We start from the raw sequence: 20,781 nt of genomic DNA, 5'->3' as shown, positions 1-20,781 counted from the left end.
CGAACTGACTTTATCCTAACCCATGGACTTTAACCGCAGGGCTGAGACCACAGTTTCTAGGGATTTGAGCCCTTTAAGTGAACCCCGAATCAGCCGTATTGCTGCGACTGGATGGCTCAGGAAGCTCAACCCTAATGGCACTGGCGCGATCGCGCCGTTGGCCCCAATCGCGTTTGAAATATTGGGTAAATCGTGGTGACAGTCGTCGCTAATGATGCGCAGGATGGCGATTCTGCGATGGGGCAACGCTTGCAAAAGGGCGGCGGCTTCCATATCTACGACGTCGGCACCGTAGCGATCGCGCAGTTCCCGCTTCTCAGCCGCCGTTGTGATTACGCGGTCGCAGGTTACCCCAACCCCAGTTGTTATTCCAAGCTGTTCTGCAAGCTGAGTTGTCAGAGCGCGATCACACTCATGAATCTCTGAGTTCCCAGATTCATAGCCGTTCCAAACCTGTTCTATCAGCACGCCATCTCCAGCACCGTATTCAGGAAATAGACTGCCACCCAAGCCGATTAGCAACAGATTTCCCTGAAGCTGTGAACGATCTTCCCAGGCCTCTAAAAACTGTCGCACCGGCTGCGGTCCTGCTGGAATGGCGACAACTTTCGGACCCTTGCCAGACTGCCCCAGGGCTCGTTTTACCGCCCGATATTCAGCTCCAGCGGGTACCAGAATCGTCTGAATTTCAGCGTGCATAGACCGTCTGACTGGGAGGCTGATTGTAGACGACCTGGCCGTAGTCGAGCTTAATTAGACGATCGGCCAGATGAAAATAGCGATCGTCATGGCTGATTACAAATATTGCCTTGCCTTGGGCCTGGAGGTTGGGTAAGAACTGGCTATAGAAGAGATCTTTGAACGTCGGATCTTGGTCAGCGGCCCATTCATCGAACAGGTAGATCGGACGATTTTCTAGATAGGCGGTCAGCAGCGTCAGGCGTTTGCGCTGGCCTTGGGATAGCGCGGTCGTCGAAAACTGGCCCTGGTCGATGCTGACTTTATGGTTGAGCTGGAGCTTTTGCAAGTAGCTCTGAGCGCGAGCATCGTCGGCCTGGCGATCGAAACCCAGCAGCCGTTCAAATAGGAAAAAGTCTGAGAAAACAACCGAGAAATACTGGCGGTATCTTTCCTGTTGCTCAGGGTCAATCGGCTGATCGTCCAGCCAGATCGAACCCGACTGAGGCTGGTAAAGACCCGTCAATAGCTTAGCCAAAGTCGATTTACCGCTGCCGTTGCCGCCAATTACAAAAATCAGATCGCCCGGATGCACCGTCAGGTCAATTGGGCCGAGGGTAAATTCGCGTTCCCGATCGGTGCGGTAGCTATGGGTGACGCCCCTGAGTTCCAGACGATGCCAGTCTGCTGGCGGCGGCGGGGGGCCAGTGGCATCCGGGTCGCTGAGGCTGAGGCCCAGGGTTTCAATCTTTTGCAGGGCAATGCTGGCTTTGCTCAGCAGCGGCAGCTTGTTCACCAGGCTCTCCATCGGCCCGAGCAGATAGGTGAAGGTGAGCACGTAGCCAATCCGGGTTTCAGGACTGATGCCAATCCAGCGGGGTAGGGCAAACAGCACCAGGCCAATGGCAAAAAAGTAGATCAGCTTGCCCCAGCTGTCGAGCACGGCAAATAGACTAAGTCCCCGGCTGTTGTAGCGCGTTGCCTGCCGGGCGGTCTTCTCCAGGTCGGTGTGGAAAAAGTCCTGCCGCCCAGCGTAGTGAAGCTTCAGCTCCTTCACCCCATCTATCAATGTGCGAAAGTGCTGAAATAGCCGATCCTGCTGCTCCCGCGCGGCGCTCAGCCAGCGGCGTCCCGCCACCAAGAACCAGCGGCAGCTGACCGACGCAACCAGCGTCAACAGCAGCACCAGGGCTAACACTCGCCAGGACAGCCAGGAAATATAGACCATACAGCCTGCGGCGCTGGCCATATTGATCACCAACACCGGCACCGCGCCCGCTGCCGTAGCCACAGCCTGAATGTCTTCCGTCAGCATTACCAGCAGGCGAGGCAGGCCCAGATTTTCTAAGGGCTTCAGCTCGGTAGCTAGAATCTGGCGGCTGAGCCGCAGCTGGAGGCCGAACACCGCTTCCTGGGAAAAGCGCACCAGCAAAATTCGAGACACGATGGCGGTGAGCAGGGCGACCAGGCCCAGGGCCATAAAAGCTACCGCGATCGCGCTCGAAGGCGAATTATCCTTTACCACCGTCCGGCTAATCAGCGCAATCAGACCGGCACTACAGCCGCCGCTGATAAAGCCGGTGATTAGCGCGATCGCGATCGCCTGCCAGGATGCGCGTAGCAGAAAGGCGACTAGACTCATCGCGGCCCTAAACGGGTACTAACTGGCAATTTTACTGAGCTGCCCCACGATGGTCAGCACGTCGCTGCGGCTGAGCTTTTCTTTACCCTGGGATAGCGCGTCCAGAGTGCCGTGGGCCAGGGCCAGCGGAATTCGGCAAAAGACCAGAGCGGGGCCTTTGGGCAGAGCCGCCGTATAGGCATCGGCTAGACTCAGGTTATGGCGGGCATAGCGCTGCATCTCCTCAGCCGTCCAGCCCTGGGGATAGAAGTCAACGCCCCGGGTTAGGTCCTCCGCGTGGTTGCGCAAAATATTCACCGCTTGGAGCCCGCGCCCAAACCCGATCGCCTCGGTGCGATTGGTCTGGGTGCCGTCGTGCCAGGCCCACAGGTCAGACAGCATCAGACCCACGGCCCCAGCCACACTAAAGGTATAGCGGTTCAGGTCGGCTTCGGTTTGAATCACCCAGTTGCGCTCAGCCCAGTAGGCCATCCGATCGGCCATGGCGGCGGTGGCGTCCCAGATTCGAGGCGCGATCGCGCTCGGAGCCAGCAGCGCCCATTCTCCAATCCGCAGCGACACTTCTTCGAGGTGGGACTCAAAGTCGCCCAGCCCTTCAGTGAAATCACCTACGGTAGAAGCCTCCGTGCCCGCCTGTAGGTTCAGGCTGATCAGCCTCAGCAGCCTGGCTTTCACCGCGTAGTCCAGGCCGGAATGATCCTCAATTTGGTCAATCGCTCGCATACAGAGATAGGCCGAGGCGACCGCCTCTTGCAGCCCTGCGGGTAGCAAGCTGATCGGAATATAAAAGGTGCGGCTAGTGGCTTTAAGCAGGGCTAGCGCCGGGCTGACGGAAGTCATTCGTTCATCTCCTCATACGAATAGGCGGATGGAGCAGGCAACTCAATTTTGCAGGCTTTTATCTCAAAAAAATTAATCACGGATTAATTCGCCAAAGGGGAAATGCATTAAGGTGTTTTGATACTCGTGCCTACTTTACCCTTAAGTTTGAATCAGCGCATGTAGACATGCAGTCGCTTGATGTAAAAGGGCTCAGATGTTCTGTAACCCCGTAAAAGCTACCACAGGAGCGAACCCAAAAAATGGGCATTCATTTACAGCAGGCCGTTTCAGTCGGGCAGTATCTGGTCACTCAGCGGCTCAAAGGACGCAAGCGCTACCCGCTCGTCCTGATGCTAGAGCCGCTATTTCGCTGCAATCTGGCCTGCTCGGGCTGTGGCAAAATCCAGCATCCCAAAGAAATTCTGAAGCAGCACCTGTCGCCAGAGGAATGCTTTGCCGCAGTTGAGGAATGCGGCGCGCCGGTGGTTTCGATTCCGGGGGGTGAACCGCTGCTGCATCCCCAGATTGACCAGATTGTGCAGGGGCTGGTGAAGCGTAAAAAGTTTATCTACCTCTGCACCAACGGGCTGCTGCTGGAAAAAAGCCTGAATCAATTTACGCCGTCTCCCTATCTTAGCTTCAGCGTTCACCTAGACGGCCTGCAGGAGCTGCATGACCAATGCGTAGACCGCAAGGGCGTCTTTGATATTGCCGTCAGCGCTATCCGGGCGGCCAAGGCTCAGGGGTTCCGGGTGACGACTAATACTACGATTTTCGACGGCACCGACCCGCAGGAGATTCAGGCTCTGTTCGACTACCTGACCGAGCTGGGGGTAGACGGCATGATGGTGTCCCCCGGCTACAGCTATGAATGGGCACCTGACCAGGACCACTTTTTGCAGCGCGAGCAGACCAAGGCCCTATTTCGAGAAATCCTGGCCCCCTTCCAGGCCGGTAAAAAAGCCTGGCAGTTCAATCACAATCCCCTGTTCCTGGACTTTCTGACCGGCCAGAAGGACTATGACTGCACCCCTTGGGGTAGCCCCAGCTACAGCGTTTTAGGCTGGCAAAAGCCCTGCTACCTGCTGAATGAAGGGCACTACCAAACCTTTCAAGAGCTGCTGGAGAATACCGACTGGGACCAGTACGGCACCCAGAGCGGCAATCCCCAGTGCGCTGACTGTATGGTTCACTGCGGCTATGAGCCGACCGCAGCCGTCGATGCGATGCAGCCCAAGAATATGGCGCGATCGCTCGGCAGCCTATTTGGCGCATCCTAAGCCGAGGTCAGCTGATCAACGCACCGGGTGGGTTGGCGCTTTAACCAACCTCGCTCGGCATACCAGCCAATCGCATCAGCCAGCGATTCCTCCACCGGGCGACCGTGAAAGCCCAGTTCCTGGTGGGCCTTGCGCGAATCAAAGCGTATCGGGCTACCGGCCAGGCGAACGCCGGTTAAGGGGGCGGCAGGTGGACGATGGGTAATGTAGTCGGCGATGAATTCTTGCACGCGGCTCACGGTTAGGGCAAGCCAGTAGGGTACCTGCCGTTGGGGCATTGATAGCCCGGTCAGTTTGGTCAAAATTTGCAGCAGCTCCCTGAGCTCTAGATGGGTATGGCCCAGCAGGTATCGCTCGCCCACTCGGCCCTTTTCGGCAGCGAGAATATGACCCATGGCCACGTCTCGGGCATCAACTAGATTGAGGGTGCTGTTGAGAAAAGCGGGATAGTCACCGTTCAGGAATCCCAAAATCATCCGGGAAGGCGGCGTCAGGTTGCGATCGCGCGGCCCAATCGGAATCGTCGGATTGACGATCACCACCGGCAGACCACGCTCGGCGGCGGCAAAAGCTTCCTGCTCTGCTAGAAATTTGCCTTGGCAGTAGGCGCCGACCATATCGTCAAAGGTCAGCCGTACCGATTCGTCGATCAGGTCTGGGGACTTAGCCCGATCCGTCTTCAGGATCGATTCGGTTGAGGTATGGATGACTCGATCTACTCCTGCTGCCTGAGCTGCCGTCATGATGTTGCGCGTGCCGACCTGGTTTACCGTGAGGAAGGTTTGCTTTTGAGCCGACCACAAACCGGCGTTGGCCGCCAGGTGAAAGACCCATTGGGTATCCGCGATCGCGCTTTCCACCACTGCCCGGTCGGTAATCGATCCCTGAACATAGTCAACGCCTTCAATCGGCTGTTCAGGTACCGCCAGGTCTAAAATGCGAACGGTTTCTCCTCGCTCTAGCAGTGTCTGGACGACGTACTGCCCGATAAATCCTAGCCCCCCCGTTACTAAGCAAGTCTTCCCCATGTCGCAACCTCGCCTTTTGCATCCCCTGATGGGCAGTAACCTAAAAACATTGCGATCGCTGATCGCTCGCAATGGCACCGGCCAATATCCCCTACATCTGGCCATTATTATGACAGCGGCGGTGCTGCGCTGGCCGTTTTCCACCTATGAGCGCTGGCAGGTGACGCAGCTGCCTTCCCCCCAACCCAACCCGGCCCCGCCGGTCTTCATCGTCGGCCACTGGCGCAGCGGCACCACCTTTCTGTACAACCTGCTGAGCCGCTCTTCGCAGTTTGCCTATGTGACGCCGATCGCCACCGGCCTGCCCTGGGACTTTCTCACCATCGGCAAGCTGCTAAAGCCTATCCTAGAAAGGGCATTGCCAAAAGGTCGCTTCATCGACCGGGTGCCGGTCAATCCAGATTCTCCCCAGGAAGATGAAATCGCTCTGGCGAGTATGCAGCCTGTCTCTTTTTATCATGGCCTGTATTTCCCAGAACACTTTGTCGAAAACTTCAATGCCGGAATTTTTTTTGAGGGATGTAGTGAACCAGAAATAGAGGGCTGGCGCTGGGCAATGATGCATTTTTGTCAGAAGCTTCAGCTACAAAATCCGGGCCAGCAGCTGCTCATTAAAAATCCGGTGTATACGGCTCGAATCCAGCAGCTGCGAAGCCTCTGGCCCAATGCGAAATTTATCCATATCTATCGAAATCCCTACGTGGTGTTTCAGTCAACCCTTAACTTTTACAACAAGTTGTTTCACGAACTCTCGCTTCAGAGATTCGACCAGGTACCGATTGAAGAGATTGTTCTCAGTAGCTATCCGAAAATGATGAATGCGCTGTTCCGAGATACTGCACAGCTTCCCCAGCAGGACTTTGTCGAGATTCAGTTTGAAATGTTTGAAACAAATCCCCTACCGCAGCTGCAAAAAGTCTACGCTCAGCTGGAGCTAGACGGCTGGGAAACGGCAGAACCCGCTTTTCAACGCTACCTGAAGGCCCAAAAAAACTATCGCAAAAATCACTATGCGTTTGAGCAACGCACCCTTGAGCGGGTTCAAACCCGCTGGCAGCCTTTTATTGAACGGTGGAACTACCCGCCGCCGCCGGCTTAGAACACCAGGCCGTCGTGCTGTCTCTCACCCTGGCAGCCGTCTCTGAAACAGGGCAGTCATACGCCTATTGCTCTGCACCTGTCCTCAGTTCTAATGGATAGGCAGACACCAGCCCCATCGTCATCAGGTATTGCTGGCTTTCCTGGGTCAGCAGCAGGCTGGCTAGCTTGGAGCCAATATTAGACCGGGTGTTATCGAAGGGATAGACTACGGCCAGGGGGTAGGCCAGGGGATAGGACCCACTACGGATGGCGGCGGCATTGGGGTGGTAGCTGCCTTTGCGATCGCACAGGTCACTATCGGGCTCAACGGCATTGCCATTGTCTAGAATCAGCGGTGAAACTGGTTCGTTCTCAACCGATAGGGCCAGCGGATAAACTGAACACTGACCGACGACCTGACTGAGCGGCGCAATCCCAATACTGCCGGTGGTATCGTTCTCAAAGTCTTGCAAAATCAGCCGCAGCATTTCCAGGCTTGGAAAAGCAGCGGTCTCAGCCGGATAAAAATCCACCTGTTGCTGAAAAATTGCCTGAACGGTCGGGTCGTTTGACCCATAGCGGTTGACCGACAGATCGACCGGGCTGATCTGCTGCCAGTTGCTGATTTGCCCCGTATAAAGCTGTTTTAGCTGAGGTAGGCTAACTTCTCCATCCAGCGCATCGGTGAGTCCTTTGGTCCGGTCTGGATAATTGAAGGCAACCACGGGCACCAGACTATCGTAGGCAATGATAGTAGCGGTGATATCAGCAGGCAGCGGCCCGATTAGCGGCAGAATCGCAAACTCCGCCTGCCCCGACTGAATCGCCGCGATCGCGGTTGCCGCAGTTGGGGTCGAACGCCCAATTAGCGTCAGGTCTGGATAGCGCGCTTGCAGCTGGTTGAATAGGGGAGGCGCTGGCAGAGTCGAGGTATCCAGTGAGGTTTGAATGAGGGGATGCCAGTAGGCAAACTCTGGGCTGGCGTAGGGATAGCGACCGGTGGGAACTGCACCGATATCGGCAAAGCAGCAGGGAGGTAAGGGGCTATTAGCGTAGCTAGGCTGGCGCGATCGCAGCAGTAGCCAGGTAATGCTAGCCAGGGCCGCGACTACTGCCGCCGCAATCAACAAAGGGACATAGGGTCTATACCCAGAGCGATGAGCCGTCAAAATTTCAGCCTGCCGCAGCTCCCACTGGCTGACCGCAGCCTCCGGCGGCAGCTTCAGTAGGGCCATACGGGCGACTTCAGCGCTGACAAACGGCGGCTCGACACCTATCAGTCTACGAATAAACAGCTGGAGTGGGGCATAGAGGGCGGTAGGCCAATCGCCATCCAAACGCGGATTCAGCGGCTGACCCTGCTGGTTCACGGTCGCCCCGTTGAGCAGGTAGAATGCGATCTGTCCCAGGGCCGCTAAGTCCTGCTGGGGATCCGCCTCTCCCCGATTGACCAGCGCCGGGTCAAAGCGGGTTGCCCACTGGGCTAAGTCCGCCAGGTAAACGAATCCCTGAAGGTCGGCCTGACGATGGCTTTCGACCCAAAGCAGACTGTCCAGGCTGAGGTTGCCATGAACAATGCCCGTCTGCACCTGCCCTGATGGCAGCCTGAATTTTTGCTGGTGCAGGAACGTCAGCGTCTGCAAAACCTGGTTGAGCATGTCTACCACTGCCTGACCGCTGAACGGGCCGTGCTCGGCGCAGTAGCGATTGAGCGTAGGGCTGCAATCGACAGCAGGGGTGATCAGGTAGCAGCGATCGCCAGAGGGATCCGCGATCGCTTCCAACGGCGTCACAATTCGCAGATCCTGCATCCGCCCGTCGGCCAGCGCTAGTCCAGCCAGGCTGGTAAACGCCTCCTGGTACTGCCGCTGTTCCGCCGGGCTAAAGTACCGCTCGGGTAGCAAATACTCGTGGATCACCACCGGCTCTTCTGCCCCTAACCGCAGCCCGTCATACAGGCGGCTGATCCCCCGCCGTCCCAGGGGGTGACCAATCTGGTATTGGCCCTGCTTCCCCACGAGTTGCCCCTGCCCAGGTAGAAAAGCCGGAAAGCCACAGTATTCACAACGAGCCTGTCCGCTGTTAGCCGGTTCTAGGCAGCTCAAGGGGCTGCCCTGTAGGCAGCGATACTGGTGATAGTGAGGAGAGGGCGCTTGAATTGCTTCGGGAATGGCTGCCTGAACGGGTATGTCTGATGGCGCAGGCTCCGGCAAAACCTCTGGCCGGATTTCTTCTAAGGCAGATTTCAGCCAACTCAGCTTGGATAGGGCATGATACCGCCCTATCCGCCTCTGCGGCGGCAGTTGCAGTAAGTAGCGCCGAAGAACGCGCTTGGTCAGATGTCCTACAGGCACAGCCACCTTCATCAAACAAGTTTATTTGTTTAAAGAGCCTACCCAAATTGGGGGCTAGACTAACGCGCTATTGCTAACTGTTTAAAGCCTGTAGGGCAGCCTGTAAGTCAGTTTGTCCTTCTATAAGCGCATCTACGAGCATATTGATGTTGTCTAGAATGTACATCCACAGTAGAAACGTTTCCAAAAATTCAGCGGGATCGGTTTCTTTGAATTTACTTAGCACATAGACGTATTTGAAGATGAGCTGGCGATTGGTATTGATACTATAGGCCCCAAGCGGGACTGTCAGATTAACCTCATGCAAAAGCTGCTCTAGGTCAGGCAGCGTTTCAGAAGTGATTTGGATTGGGAGTTCGCAATAGAGCTGCAAGAGCTTTATAGACTCCATATCCTCGTCATCAATCGGCAGGAACATCAAATTCGCCACCCTTGAGCTGCCGCTGCCATCGGGCTCAAGCACGATTGATAGTGATGGGGAAGGAATCTGAGATGACGCTTCAAAAAGCCTGGATTCTAGCTCTAGCTCGCTCTCAATCAGCTCCTGTAGCCGTTTGAGCTCTAAGTGGTGCTTGGCCTGCATAAGTTCTGCTGACATGTTTGAATAACCTCTATGACCGTTGCTTCATCGCCGCTACCATCATCTCGATTTGCTTGTCAGGGCTGCGGGACAGCGCGTAAAACATGCCCGTATTAACACCCGTGGCTTTGATGTAATTATCGAGCAGCTGGATCCTAGTGTCTTGCGGAGACTTGACGCTCGCGATGGACTTAAAGATAAAGCGGGCATGGTTGACGTACTCTCGATGTTTATTCGTCGTTGATTTTTTGTCGTCTCCCTGGTCGCGATCGCGGTACAGCTTTTGCGCAAACTTAGCTCCGCCATGGGCTAGCTTATAGCCCCCCGAGCTTGCCTTAATTGCCTGACCAACCATTGCCCCGACGCCCGTTGCGCCCGTTGCGATGGTAGTAATATCGCCCGACATATTCACCAGCTCAAGGGCAACATCTGTCCATCCAGATGTCTGACGCTTTTGATTGATCTCAGACATCTTATCGGCAAACTCATACTCATTGATCTTGCGATCGGCATAGTTCAGAGTCCGCACATTAACCTTCAGGTTACGCAATCTGCCTTTACGAGTCGTTGGCGTTGCATGCACCTTTTCCTTAATGTTTTGTTTGAGAGTCCCATCCACAGCTCTAGTATTGTCTGCCGCCAGACAAATGTTGTCATAGGCCGCATCAACGGCAGTGACCAAATCTGCCTCTAACTTGGCTGGATCCGAATGGGTCTGGTCGGCCTGCGCTTGCCCCTGCTCGCCCGCTGTAAGCATGTCTTTAACCATGGCCCGAACCGGCTGCTTCACCCGAAAATAGGTTTTGTAAGCTGGAAAGGTACCGCGCCTGTCTTTATCGAACAGGCGCGAGTCAGACGAGTGATCGGGAACAGGCTCTTTGAATAGACTAGCGACTGACGCCCGCAGCGTTTCTGACGTATCGCCCATCCCCACTTTCTGAGCACCGGCTTTAATCGCATCGGCTAGCCGGATGAGCAGGTTGATAGCCGAAATAGCAATACTTAGCGCTGGGATCGTGTAGACCACCGACATGGGGATGCCATTGCCAATGATGTCATAGGCTGACTTAGCCACCTTTGCTGCCCCCAGCGCCGCTTCGGTCAGCTGCTTGAAGGCGACAGCAGCATCCTTTGGCTTCTCGCTACTCTGAGACTTGTACAGACGATAGAGGCCGATCACGCCTAGCGCAGACGATTTGACTGCGGACAAGCCATCCGATACTGCGGAAGTGTATTTCCCAACAGTATCAGACTCGCCTACGCCTTTCTCATCACCTAGCGCCTTTGAAAAGGAATCAACGATTTTTGTAGACCCCGAGGTTGATTTGCTGACCGACTCAACAAACCCATATCCCAGCTCCATGTTCTCCCAACGGGTTTTCTGCGTGCTGATCTCTTTGGCACTACCGATCATTCCTAAAATTCCGGTAACCGTATCACCTGTTCCAGAAACCACGTCTAAACCAGCTTTACCTTTTTCAGTTCCCGAAATGTTTTCAAGCCCACCCGAGAGGGTGTCGTGCCCGCTTCCTAGCGAATCGGTGACTTCTCCAGCCTGCTCTAACTTATCACTAGAATAGTCAGGTGCTTGAATCGTTTGACCAAACGATGACGGTAGATAAACCTTAGTTCGACGAATATAGCCCTCATTCGTTCCGTCCTTTGCTTTGACCCAAGCACCACCCTCCTTTTCTTCCAAAACATCGGCCTCAATCCAGTCACCCAGCTTTAGTTTTCTACCGATACATCCCTTTGAACCTTCTTTCACCTGAGCAGGATTACCATCTTTGAGCTTATGAAGATGAGCCGTATCCACAATACGAGCCGCTTCAAAAGCTGCCTGAATAGTAGGTAAGTTCGGTCCGCTAGTGAGCTGTCCAGCAGTTGACACTTCGGATATAGACGTTTCCTTTTTTTGAACCTTGCGCCCGGTTTGCTGGACCACATGAGTTAATTCGTGAGCAATCAGCGCCTGTCCTTGTCGGTTTGCAGGGTTATATGCCCCCTGTTGGAAGAAAACATCATTCCCTGTGGTAAAAGCCTTGGCTTGAATAGATCGATTAAGCTGGTCGGCTTGGCTATCTGTATGCACCTTGACCTGGCTAAAATCTGCGCCCATGGCAGACTCCATCTGGCTGCGAATTGGTGTATCTAGCGAGACCCCGCCGTTTCTAGACTGGTTCAGGATCGATTCAAATTCTTCAGAAGCCTGACCGCTAGTAAGCCCCACCTTCATTCGTAATTCTTCTGATTGCTCATACCGATCGCCCAGCGGACCATTTGCCAGCTTAGGCTGAATTGGAAGGCTTGCTAGGTTAAATTTGCTGTAAGTTTTTGACCCAGCTTCGTATGCGCTCAGAAGACTATCCGTAGATCCAAAAGGTCGAGCCTGCAAATAACCATACGTTATGGTCGAAGGCGAGAAATTGCTTTCTTTCTTGCGCCAATAGCGACGGATCTTCATAATTTAGCCCTTCAAGAAATACTTCTATGCTCTCAAACAACTGAAATGCTGAATTAGAAAACAACATACTTGATATGTTTATTTGACCTGCCCCAACTTATAGTTTGAGTGCCTTACCTTCATCTAAAGTGTATCAACATGTGTCTGATTTGAGAGCAACGTCAATTCGCGGCTTGGCGATTTGGAAAAGCATTCAGAAAATTTTATTGACCATACTTCTGCAATCCCGTTATTACTGCTGGCAATTTCGCTGCACTCACCTTTATTAATAGCGACGCAGCTTTATCAGCCTTTAAATGTGTCTCGTATTTTGCTAAACGCGCTTTCCCCTCTCGTGTATTGTCGAGGATTGATTGATCGAATTCATCATTAGTCGTCGCTGGTATGATAGCTTTGATATCCACACCACCTACTTCCCGTAATGCTCCAAGAAAGGCCATATGCTCCGGAATTATCTCTTGCGCCATTTCATCGTCCAGTTTTCCCTTGCTAAGCTTCACGCCTTTTCTTTTCCATTTGTAGTACTTAGCCGATATATTTCCTATTGCGCCTCCCAGCGTGCTTCCTAGCATCTCTACCACAATCTTAATCACCGCTGCACCTTGGGGATGCATCTCAACTTCGCCCTCTGGACCTCCCATTGTCTTCCTCGCTGCCATCGCTTGATGTAGGTCGCTAACCGCCATCAACATATCAACTACTGTCAAAGGGGTTTTCCCTCCCGGAGCTACATGGGCATCAGCGGTATTATTCGTCCAATCATAAGTTCCAGAGATTAGACCGTATGCATATTTCTGTTTCAGAGGGGCTTCAGCTCCTCCGTTTAAGGCTGCTTGAACTCGCGTTGCTTCTGTTGAGCTTATGGGTTCCCTGACTACTGACGCACGGCAGGCCAAGACTTCTTTCCCTTTCTGCTGCACCACATGAGTTAACTCGTGGGCAATCAATTCCTGCCCTTCTCGGCTTCTTGGCTGATATTCCCCCTGCCGAAAGAACACATCCTGCCCTGTTGTAAATGCCTTGGCCTGAATTGACTGATTTAACTGGTCAGCCTGAGCGCTGGTGTGAATTGTTACCCCACTAAAATCTGCTTCCATGGCAGATTCCATCTGGTTCCTTATCTTAGGTTCCAAGGAACTACCTCCACCGCGAGCCTGATTTAACCTCTTCTCAAACTCATTACTAGCCGGACCTACTGGAATCGTGCTCTGACGCTGTATAGTTAACCGCATTACTGAATTATGCATTGAAAGGCTGCGTTGAACGTCACCCTCTTTCTGAGCTGCCTGTGGGCTGTTGATTTGCTGGACGACTCGTGCCGCGACCTGGTCGGCTTCTTGTTCGTATTTATCGCCGGGCTGTCCAATCGTCAGTTTGGTCTGTATTGGTCCTACGCTTGATTGGGGAGCGGGTTTTGTTTCATTGGCAAACACATTGACGTTGCCAAAGCTAAAATTAGTTCGTGAGTCAGACGCCGCGGACTGACTCTGCAACTCTTGACAAGATGCGTTTGTTGGTGAGGATGCTTCTGAGCTAAAGGGTCGTGCCTGAAGCTGTGGAGCATTCTGAGGCGTGGGGTTTTCGGATTTGTGATGGGACGCATGGGCTCTTTTGCTACTCATAATAAGCACTTGTATAAATGGGCTAAGGCTGTTCTATCTCAGGTCTTAGGGAAGCCAGGGTTTCCTGAGCTAACGTATCCGAGGGATTAAGAGCGATCGCGGCTTGCAGGTCAGCCACAGCGGCAGCGTAGTCTTTGAGATAGACATGGGCGATCGCGCGTCCGGTGAGGGCATCGGCATAGGTGGGGTCAAGAGCAAGGACCTGGTTATAGGCTGCGATCGCGCTTTCATACCGCCCCAGCGCCGACAGCGCCGTTCCCTGGTTATACAGCGCTGGTACGGACTCCGGCTCCAGTGCAATGGCCCGTTCAGCAGAAGCTAGCGCCTCGTCGTACTGCTCCAGCTGCCACAGAACCAGACTGCGGTTGGTCCAGCCCCAGGCATTAAAAGGGTCAAGGGCCAGAGCGCGATCGTAGGCTGCGAGGGCTTCGGTATAATGGCCCATGGCGCGGAAGATAACGCCGCGAGTAAACCAGGCGGGGGCGTAGGTCTCGTCCAGCTCTAGGGCCTGCTGGTTGGCAGCAAGGGCCTGGGAGTAGCGGCCCAGATACCAGAGAATCGTACTGCGGTGATTGTGGGCCGCCACGTAACTGGGTTGGATGCCGACGGCTCGGTTGATCGAGGCCAGCGCCTCTTCATACTGGCCCGCCCCGGTCAGGGCAATACTGCGTTCATTCCAGCCTTGGGCAAGACTCTGACTGCCCCAGTCGCCGTCACCGTCAATCGCCGCATCACAGGCCGCTAGGGCAGGTTCGTAGCTGCTCAGCCGGTTGAGCAGAGTGCATTGGCCCAGCAGCGCCAGGGCATAGTCTGGCCGAATTTCTACCGCTCGATTATAGGAAACCAAAGCTTCCTGATTGTGTCGCAGGGCCGCGAGCACCTGCCCTTGGGCTGCCCAAGTTAGGGCATTATCAGGGTCAAGGCTAATGGCCTGGTCGTAGGCAAAGATGGCTTTGTCATACTGGCTGAGCTGAGTGTAAGCCTGCCCCTGGTAGGTCCAGGCCAGAGCCGGGCCGACCTCGCCCCACTGGCCGTTTCCAGCTAGCGCAGCCTCACAGGACTGAATGGCTCTAGCAGACTGCGCCAGGTCCAGGTAGGCTTGGCACTGGCGGGTGAGGGTGCGGGAATCTTCAGGGGCCAGCAGCAGGGTGCGTTCGTAGGCGACCAGGGCCAGCTCATACTGCTGACTCTGGGCCAGAATCGTACCGCGATAGAGCCAGGCCAGAGCCGGATTTTCGCGGCCCCAGCTGCCGTTGACGCGAAGGGCGTCATTGCATTTATCCAGAGCGGTTTCGGATTCACCCAGGGCGGTGTAGGCGACGCACTGGTAGGTAATGGCGAGGGAATTTTGCGGGTCAAAGCTGAGGGCACGGTTGGCCGACGCGATCGCGTCTGGAAACGCAGCTAAATTCACCAGAATGCCGCTGCGCTGCGCCCAGATATCGGCGTCTTCGGGGGAAAGCGCGATCGCCTGTTCGCAGGCGGTCAGCGCCTTTTCGTAGTCCTCAGCACTGGCCTGTAGGCGGCAGAGGTCGGCCCAATAGTCAAAGTCTTCTAGCGCGTCGAAGCCGGCGTTTTGGGCTTGGGCGGGCGCGATCGCGGGGATTGCCGTGCTGACAAAGGCAAGGCTGGTAACCAGACGGATAGCCCACGGATGCGGCATGAGGTATCAATTTTTGTTCATCCGTATCTAGGATGCCCAAAGTTTGGCCGCAATTTACAGTAGGTCAAATCGTGAACCGGCATCAGTCGCTGTCGCCTCGGCTGGGTCGTTCGGGAACAGTAGACTCAGGTCGCATAGTTTGCTTATGAAACGCTCAATTCCTGGTCTCGTTGCGCTGGTGCTGCTCGGGGGACTGCCCAGCTACGCGGTAAGCGAGAAAGACCTCGCGCAGCTGCAAGCAAACCGTCAGTGTCCGCGCTGTAATCTGCGTAATGCCGACCTGCGTAGCCTGTTTTTGCAAGGCGCTAACCTGCGCCGGGCAGACCTGCGGGAAGCTGACCTAAACGGAGTTGACCTGCAAGGGGCCTTTCTCTTTCAGGCAAACTTACGGGGCGCTGACCTGCGCAACGCCGACCTGCGCAATGTGAACCTCTACGGGGCACAGCTAGAAGGCGCGCGGCTAGAAGGCGCGCGGCTGGACTCGCGGACGGTGATTGAAGACCGCTGGCGGCTGGTCTGGGACCTGGCCAGCCACGGGCTGGGTGAGCATGACCTGCGCGGCGCTGATCTGTCTGGGGCTAATTTAGACGGGGCGGACCTACGTGGGGCGGACCTGACTGAGGCTGTTCTAACCGGGGCCACGTTTGAGGGCGCTTTTCTGAGCGGCAGCCGTTTCAACCAGGCGCAGCTAGAAGCATCTAATTTTTTTATTGCCGATCTACAGGGCGCTGACCTATCAGAAACTCAGCTGACCAACAGCAGCCTCAGGGCCGCCGATGTCCGTTCTGGGAACCTGGTTGGAGCTAATTTGAATCGAGCCGACCTGGCCCTGGCCTATTTTGACAGCGCTACGCTAACCGGAGCTGATCTAACTCGCGCCAATCTATCAAATTCGTACTTTACCCGGGCCAATCTGACCGATGCTCAGCTGAGTCGGGCCGACCTCTTCGGGGCTGACTTTCGCCAGGCCACGCTCGATGGGATAGATCTGAGCAGAGCTAACCTTCAGGCTGCTGACTTTACCGATACGCAGTTCATGGCTTCTAGGATACAAAATGCTGCCCTTCAGGGCATTCGGCTGCTCAATGCCAATCTATCTGGCGCTGACTTGAGCGGCCTCGACCTCAGCGGCGTTGACTTCAGCGGCAGCCAGCTGCGGCAAGTGCGGTTTATCAATACCAACCTGAGCGGGGTCAATTTTCAGGGCGCTGACCTCAGCTTTACTGACTTTTCTGGGGCCAACCTATCCAACGCCAATCTACAACAGGCCACTTTAGAAGGCATTCAGTTCGACACCCGCACCAATCTCTGCGGCACAATTATGCCCGACGGCAGCGAGCACGATTGTGATTAGAAGGCTGACTCAAAGCAAGCTTTTAAGGGTTAGCCCTCATCCCCCAGCCCCTTTTCCCCGGGGAGAAGGGGGGCCGGAAGCCCGGTTTATGAAACCTGCTTGGATGGGTAAACTCATCCCATGACAGACCTCTCTCGACTATCTGGCCGCGAACGCCAAGTTCCTGAAGCGCTCCTTATCCGGGCGCGTCAGCTTAGACAGCAGCAAACCTGCTCAGAGCAGATACTTTGGGAATGCTTGCGCGCTCGTCGCCTTAACGGTGTCAAATTTCGCCGTCAGCACAATATTGGACAGCTCATTGCTGACTTCTACTGCCATAAAGCTCGGCTTGTGATTGAAATAGACGGCAGTATCCACCAAAGCAGAACTGAGCAAGATGCCGAACGAGATGCCTGGATGCAAGCCTGTGGTTTGCAAGTTTTACGGGTTACAAACGAAGAGGTGCAAAACCACCTAGAATCCATTTTGTCAGAGATACTAAGGCAGGTATCAAAGCCCCTCTCCCCGGGGCTACCGTGTATACACAAGTTGGAGAGTTAAGCGTCATGCCGGCAGCCCTCATCCCCCAGCCCCTTCTCCCCGGGGAGAAGGGGAGCCGGAAATCAAAGTCCTTCTCCCCTCGGGAGAAGGATTTAGGATGAGGGCCTACAGCGACTTGCAAAACTGGGATACTCCTGCTTCTTGGTTAAGAGCGTAGATAGACATTTTCTCTAAAATTGTATGTAATCCTTATTTGCTGTTTACCGCTATGGTCAGCGCAGCTCCGCTTGTCTCACAGCCTATTCCGCAGCCGGTTGGCGAGCGAAGAGTGGTTTTCCATTCGCTCGACTGGCAGCGATATCAGGCGCTTCGGGCCACCCTGAGTCCTGACCGCAATGCCCGTTTAACCTATTCTCAAGGGACTTTAGAGATTACAATGCCGCTCGAAATCCACGAGTTCTCAGCTCGGCTGATTGAGAAGTTCATCTGGATATTGGTGGCAGAGCTGGGCATGAAACTTAAAACGATGGGTTCGACGACTTTGGATAGAGAAGCGCTGGATCGGTCAGCTGAACCTGACAATGCTTACTACATTCAGAATCAGCCTCTAGTGGCGGGTCGGGATGTAGACCTGGATCAAGATCCCCCGCCAGATTTGGTTGTAGAGGTCGATATTACTCACACTGACGTTGATAAGCTACGGCTCTATGCTGCCATCGGCGTTCCAGAGTTTTGGCGTTACAACGGCGAAGTTTGGCGAATTTATCGTTTACAGGATGCTGTTTACCAAGAGGTGGAGATCAGTCCTACGTTTGCTGATATCCCTAAGTCAAGGCTCTATGAGTTTTTGGCAGCGGCCCGAGAAGATGAAATGGCAGCTGAGCAGGATTTGAGACTTTGGGTGAGATCGCGGCGGTAGTCCTCGCAGTGAGACTTGCTCTGGCGGCTATAAAAGCTGGGCAATATTTTCATAGAAGGTTTCGATTTCAGTAGAAAAGCCAATGGAACTCAGCCCAATGTAAATGATTGACGTGCTGAGCTGAGAGGTTGCCGGTGATAATCACGTGAGCTTTAGTAGCTCCTGCCATCGCCACCATCTGTCCCTGAATATATTCGTGTTTGATCGGACTGATGCGCTCTATTTCCAGGTATGCTTCAGGAGCGAAGTAGGCATGGCTTTTGCTAGCGGTCATTGCTCATGTTCTCAGAGTCTCTGCTGAGCCTCGATTTTAGCTTTCTCAGCCAGCTGATTGATGCGTTTGATGCAGATAGAACTATTTTATGACTTATTCAAACTGAGGCGGCAGCTCTTGCGGCGAGACTTCCCCGGGCCTCACCGGAACTGGTGCACCAACCGGATTACCACTGCTAGTGGCTCCAGCCGCCGGGCTGCCAGCATCTGCCCCGGCTCCAGCAGCAGCGGCGTCACCTGCCGGGTCGCCGGTATTGACCACAACGGTTGGCGTTTCGGGGGTAGGGTCGTAGGTGTTGATGTTGATGGCTCGCGTCAGCTGCTCTCCGGCGGCGTTAGTCACCAATAGCGTGACGGTCGTTTCTCCCGGCTCTGGGCTCAGCGGTAGAGGCAGTTTCCCCTGCGTAGCAACGTCACCCGGGGCGGGCATCAGCATCACCTGAGTGCCCGGATTGTTCTCCACTTCCCAGGCCAGCTCCAGAGTCGTCAGCGGCTTGCCTTCGTCAATTGGCACCAGATAGTTGGGCTGGGCCGGTTCGCCGTTGAGGGTAAAGCTGAGCAGGCGGGGCGATCGCGGCTGAATCACTACGGGTTCACTGGTCGCTAGAATCGGTTCTTCGGGCTGCTCGCCGCGTGGAATCGCAATCAGGTCAAAGGTATAGGTTCCCGCCCGGCGCAGGCCCGTGGGCACATTGCGACAGACGAGCCGCGCTTCTAGCCTACAAAACTCCGTCAGTTCCTGCGGCAGCCCGGCTTCAACGTCGAACAGGATTGGCGGGGCTGCCTCTGCCCCGGTCGCGTCTCGGCCAATCAGCCTCAGTCCCCGTAGCTGTTTAGGATGATCGATGACCCAGTTCAACCTGGCTACATAGGGATCTGACTCTGATTTGGAATGAGTCTGCTTACCATCCGCCGGCGGCGCTTCTGCATAGCGGGCAGCGGCGGGGGCTAGTTCTAGAATCTGCGGCAGCGGGGCTGGGACAATCGACACGGGTACCGCTGTCGCCTGTGCCGGGGTGGCGCTTCGGCCCGGTTTTGGAATCAGGCTCAGGGTAAAAGTATAGTCTCCCACTCGCTTCGCATCAGTGCGAACATTGCGGCAGGTCAGTCGTCGCCGTTGCTCCACACAGAAGGGGTCTAGCTCAGTCGGCAGACCCTGGCTAAAGTCAAATTTTAGCGGTCCACTGAGCAACTCGCCCTCAGCTGATTGCCCCACTATTTCCAGCTGCTGGATGCGGTCGGGGTTAGCAATTTCGAAGCCGAGATGCACCGCGTCTCCCTGGCTGGCCGAATAGGTCGTGTCTTCCGGGGCAAAGCGTACAATGCTGGCCGCTGCTGGGGGGCGAATGAAGAACCACCAGGTCAGCCAAAGCAGTCCTAGAAACGAGCCCAGAAGGAGCAGTACAGCGGGCAGAATCTGCCACCAGGGGCGCGCGTCCCACATCAGCAGCCCCGGCATGGGGATTTCCGGCAGCGGTTTATGCTCCGGGTCGGTGGCTGTGACTTCAAAATTGAGCACACGACCGCCGCCAAATAACGGACGCTTCCAGGGGTGCTTGGGTTTGACAGTGACCTGGCTGGTTAGGCTTTGCTGTGGGGCCAGCGTCAGAGTCGGCGGCTGAATGCTATAGCTACAAAGGTCACTGTTTTCTAACCCGAGAATGTTAAATTCCAGCGTCCGATCCGTGTTGCCTCGATTGGTGGCCTGAATGCTGTAGAGCCCTGGCTGGTGCTGCACTTGGCTAACCAGCGTGCGAAAGCGAGTCTCAAGCTGATAGACCGGCTGAATTTCAATGTAGAGGGCGTTCAACAGCTTCAGGGCAGGGCTATTTTCAGACTTTAGCTGGAGCGTCGCCAGCACTGTTTTGGCTAGGGCGTCGAGGGGGGGCATAACGGTTAATAAAATGACGCCCTCCATACCCGGATTTAGGTCCAGAAAAGGTTCTACCACTGCCAGTCCTGGGGCTTGAAACCCCTGGGGATAGTGAATCGTCACCCAGTCTTCGGGCAGGTCGGGGCACTGTAGGCGAAAGCGATCCACCCGGTCTGCTCGGTTGTAGACATGGACCTGAAACTGAAGGGGATTGCCCGGCAGCGTATTGGCCGGATTTGCGCTGCTGGTCGCAGGTTCAACCGCAAAGGTTGGGTCGTTAACCCTGACGGCGTCCTGAGTGGGCGGCAGCACCTGGAGAGTTTGTTCGTATCGCTGCGGCGGGCTATCGGGGTAGTGGTTGGGCGCATCGACAATCAGCCAGTAGCGATAGGCCCCAGAAATTGCCGAGGGGGGCACCTCAAAGCTGAAGGTGACTTCCTCGCCTTGGCCCGGGTCCAGGGCCAGTCGGGTCTGAGTAGTCGGGCACCAGGCCTGGATAATCGCAGGCAGCTCGTCTAGGAAAACATCGATGACGGCGCTCTGGTTGCCTTTGTTGCTGACGGTGAGGCTGATGTCTAAGCGCTCTCCTGGCAGGACTGGGGTTTCTCCGGCGTTGGAGAGGATGATGCCGAGGGGGGCAGCCGGGGGGTCATGGTGAGTGAGTGAGGC

Annotated in this window: 15 protein-coding genes and 1 pseudogene; 5 read left to right on the top strand and 11 right to left on the bottom strand. The window is 55.2% G+C overall.

What is annotated here, in order from left to right:
- Positions 1-15: 15 nt before the first annotated feature.
- Genes IQ241_RS16010 through IQ241_RS16000 form a run of 3 tightly spaced genes read right to left on the bottom strand, consistent with a single transcriptional unit; the run spans position 16 to position 3,160 of the window.
- Positions 16-699 (bottom strand): 5'-methylthioadenosine/S-adenosylhomocysteine nucleosidase family protein, encoded by a 684-nt coding sequence (locus IQ241_RS16010; RefSeq protein WP_193908981.1) that lies wholly within the window; start codon positions 697-699, stop codon positions 16-18.
- Positions 689-2,320, bottom strand: coding sequence for a cyclic peptide export ABC transporter (locus IQ241_RS16005; protein ID WP_193908979.1), 1,632 nt, complete (start codon positions 2,318-2,320; stop codon positions 689-691). The genes IQ241_RS16010 and IQ241_RS16005 overlap by 11 nt, the downstream gene beginning before the upstream one ends.
- Before the next feature lie 18 nt (positions 2,321-2,338).
- Positions 2,339-3,160 carry a squalene/phytoene synthase family protein gene (locus IQ241_RS16000; protein WP_193908977.1) on the bottom strand — a complete coding sequence of 274 codons (822 nt, stop codon included), beginning with the start codon at positions 3,158-3,160 and terminating at the stop codon, positions 2,339-2,341.
- Between the two features lie 242 nt (positions 3,161-3,402).
- Between IQ241_RS16000 and hpnH the strand changes: the two genes are divergently transcribed.
- Positions 3,403-4,422, top strand: a complete 1,020-nt coding sequence (gene hpnH / locus IQ241_RS15995) for an adenosyl-hopene transferase HpnH (protein WP_193908975.1) — start codon at positions 3,403-3,405, stop codon at positions 4,420-4,422.
- Here the strand turns inward: hpnH and IQ241_RS15990 are convergent.
- A complete protein-coding gene (locus IQ241_RS15990) occupies positions 4,419-5,450 on the bottom strand; it encodes an NAD-dependent epimerase/dehydratase family protein (RefSeq protein ID WP_193908973.1) in 1,032 nt (343 codons plus the stop codon). The two genes, hpnH and IQ241_RS15990, sit on opposite strands and share 4 nt — an antisense overlap.
- Here IQ241_RS15990 and IQ241_RS15985 point away from each other — a divergent pair.
- The gene (locus tag IQ241_RS15985; protein ID WP_193908971.1) at positions 5,449-6,549 is read left to right on the top strand and encodes a sulfotransferase family protein; all 1,101 of its coding nucleotides are present in this window, start codon (positions 5,449-5,451) and stop codon (positions 6,547-6,549) included. The genes IQ241_RS15990 and IQ241_RS15985 overlap by 2 nt on opposite strands.
- Positions 6,550-6,613: 64 nt before the next feature.
- Here the strand turns inward: IQ241_RS15985 and IQ241_RS15980 are convergent, their stop codons facing one another.
- The 5 genes from IQ241_RS15980 to IQ241_RS15960 all read right to left on the bottom strand — a co-directional run bounded on the left by IQ241_RS15980 (position 6,614) and on the right by IQ241_RS15960 (position 15,213).
- The gene (locus IQ241_RS15980) at positions 6,614-8,884 is read right to left on the bottom strand and encodes a substrate-binding domain-containing protein kinase family protein (RefSeq protein ID WP_193908969.1); all 2,271 of its coding nucleotides are present in this window, start codon (positions 8,882-8,884) and stop codon (positions 6,614-6,616) included.
- 73 nt (positions 8,885-8,957) lie between these two features.
- Complete coding sequence (locus tag IQ241_RS15975) at positions 8,958-9,482, bottom strand: type III secretion system chaperone family protein (protein ID WP_193908967.1); 525 nt, start codon at positions 9,480-9,482, stop codon at positions 8,958-8,960.
- A 13-nt stretch (positions 9,483-9,495) separates the two neighbouring features.
- On the bottom strand, positions 9,496-11,928 hold the full coding sequence (locus IQ241_RS15970) for an eCIS core domain-containing protein (protein WP_193908965.1): 2,433 nt from the start codon (positions 11,926-11,928) through the stop codon (positions 9,496-9,498).
- Between the two features lie 203 nt (positions 11,929-12,131).
- On the bottom strand, positions 12,132-13,361 hold the full coding sequence (locus IQ241_RS15965; RefSeq protein ID WP_322743679.1) for an eCIS core domain-containing protein: 1,230 nt from the start codon (positions 13,359-13,361) through the stop codon (positions 12,132-12,134).
- A 211-nt stretch (positions 13,362-13,572) separates the two neighbouring features.
- Entirely contained in the window at positions 13,573-15,213 is a 1,641-nt protein-coding gene (locus IQ241_RS15960; protein WP_193908961.1) for a tetratricopeptide repeat protein, read from the bottom strand.
- Between the two features lie 145 nt (positions 15,214-15,358).
- Between IQ241_RS15960 and IQ241_RS15955 the strand changes: the two genes are divergently transcribed.
- The 3 genes from IQ241_RS15955 to IQ241_RS15945 all read left to right on the top strand — a co-directional run bounded on the left by IQ241_RS15955 (position 15,359) and on the right by IQ241_RS15945 (position 17,966).
- Positions 15,359-16,567, top strand: a complete 1,209-nt coding sequence (locus IQ241_RS15955) for a pentapeptide repeat-containing protein (RefSeq protein ID WP_193908959.1) — start codon at positions 15,359-15,361, stop codon at positions 16,565-16,567.
- 120 nt (positions 16,568-16,687) lie between these two features.
- Positions 16,688-17,107, top strand: a complete 420-nt coding sequence (locus tag IQ241_RS26600; RefSeq protein WP_193908958.1) for an endonuclease domain-containing protein — start codon at positions 16,688-16,690, stop codon at positions 17,105-17,107.
- A 208-nt stretch (positions 17,108-17,315) separates the two neighbouring features.
- Complete coding sequence (locus IQ241_RS15945) at positions 17,316-17,966, top strand: Uma2 family endonuclease (RefSeq protein ID WP_193908957.1); 651 nt, start codon at positions 17,316-17,318, stop codon at positions 17,964-17,966.
- Between the two features lie 100 nt (positions 17,967-18,066).
- On the opposite strand, the pseudogene IQ241_RS15940 reads toward IQ241_RS15945, so the two are convergent.
- Positions 18,067-18,240: pseudogene (locus IQ241_RS15940) on the bottom strand (Uma2 family endonuclease); the annotation flags it as partial.
- Between the two features lie 93 nt (positions 18,241-18,333).
- On the bottom strand, positions 18,334-20,781 hold a 2,448-nt coding region (locus IQ241_RS15935), incomplete at its 5' end, for a COG1470 family protein (protein ID WP_193908955.1).

The sequence above is a fragment of the Vasconcelosia minhoensis LEGE 07310 genome, assembly GCF_015207255.1.
Taxonomy (GTDB): domain Bacteria; phylum Cyanobacteriota; class Cyanobacteriia; order Phormidesmidales; family Phormidesmidaceae; genus Vasconcelosia; species Vasconcelosia minhoensis.
The sequence above is the reverse complement of the archived record's forward strand: the minus strand, read 5'-3'. Positions and strand labels throughout refer to the sequence as shown.

What these genes read in the sequence shown, in the direction of transcription:
- IQ241_RS16010 (WP_193908981.1), bottom strand. Translation starts at nt 699, where the DNA reads ATGCACGCTGAAATTCAGACGATTCTGGTACCCGCTGGAGCTGAATAT.
- IQ241_RS16005 (WP_193908979.1), bottom strand. Translation starts at nt 2,320, where the DNA reads ATGAGTCTAGTCGCCTTTCTGCTACGCGCATCCTGGCAGGCGATCGCG.
- IQ241_RS16000 (WP_193908977.1), bottom strand. Translation starts at nt 3,160, where the DNA reads ATGACTTCCGTCAGCCCGGCGCTAGCCCTGCTTAAAGCCACTAGCCGC.
- hpnH (WP_193908975.1), top strand. Translation starts at nt 3,403, where the DNA reads ATGGGCATTCATTTACAGCAGGCCGTTTCAGTCGGGCAGTATCTGGTC.
- IQ241_RS15985 (WP_193908971.1), top strand. Translation starts at nt 5,449, where the DNA reads ATGTCGCAACCTCGCCTTTTGCATCCCCTGATGGGCAGTAACCTAAAA.
- IQ241_RS15990 (WP_193908973.1), bottom strand. Translation starts at nt 5,450, where the DNA reads ATGGGGAAGACTTGCTTAGTAACGGGGGGGCTAGGATTTATCGGGCAG.
- IQ241_RS15975 (WP_193908967.1), bottom strand. Translation starts at nt 9,482, where the DNA reads ATGTCAGCAGAACTTATGCAGGCCAAGCACCACTTAGAGCTCAAACGG.
- IQ241_RS15970 (WP_193908965.1), bottom strand. Translation starts at nt 11,928, where the DNA reads ATGAAGATCCGTCGCTATTGGCGCAAGAAAGAAAGCAATTTCTCGCCT.
- IQ241_RS15960 (WP_193908961.1), bottom strand. Translation starts at nt 15,213, where the DNA reads ATGCCGCATCCGTGGGCTATCCGTCTGGTTACCAGCCTTGCCTTTGTC.
- IQ241_RS15955 (WP_193908959.1), top strand. Translation starts at nt 15,359, where the DNA reads ATGAAACGCTCAATTCCTGGTCTCGTTGCGCTGGTGCTGCTCGGGGGA.
- IQ241_RS26600 (WP_193908958.1), top strand. Translation starts at nt 16,688, where the DNA reads ATGACAGACCTCTCTCGACTATCTGGCCGCGAACGCCAAGTTCCTGAA.
- IQ241_RS15945 (WP_193908957.1), top strand. Translation starts at nt 17,316, where the DNA reads ATGGTCAGCGCAGCTCCGCTTGTCTCACAGCCTATTCCGCAGCCGGTT.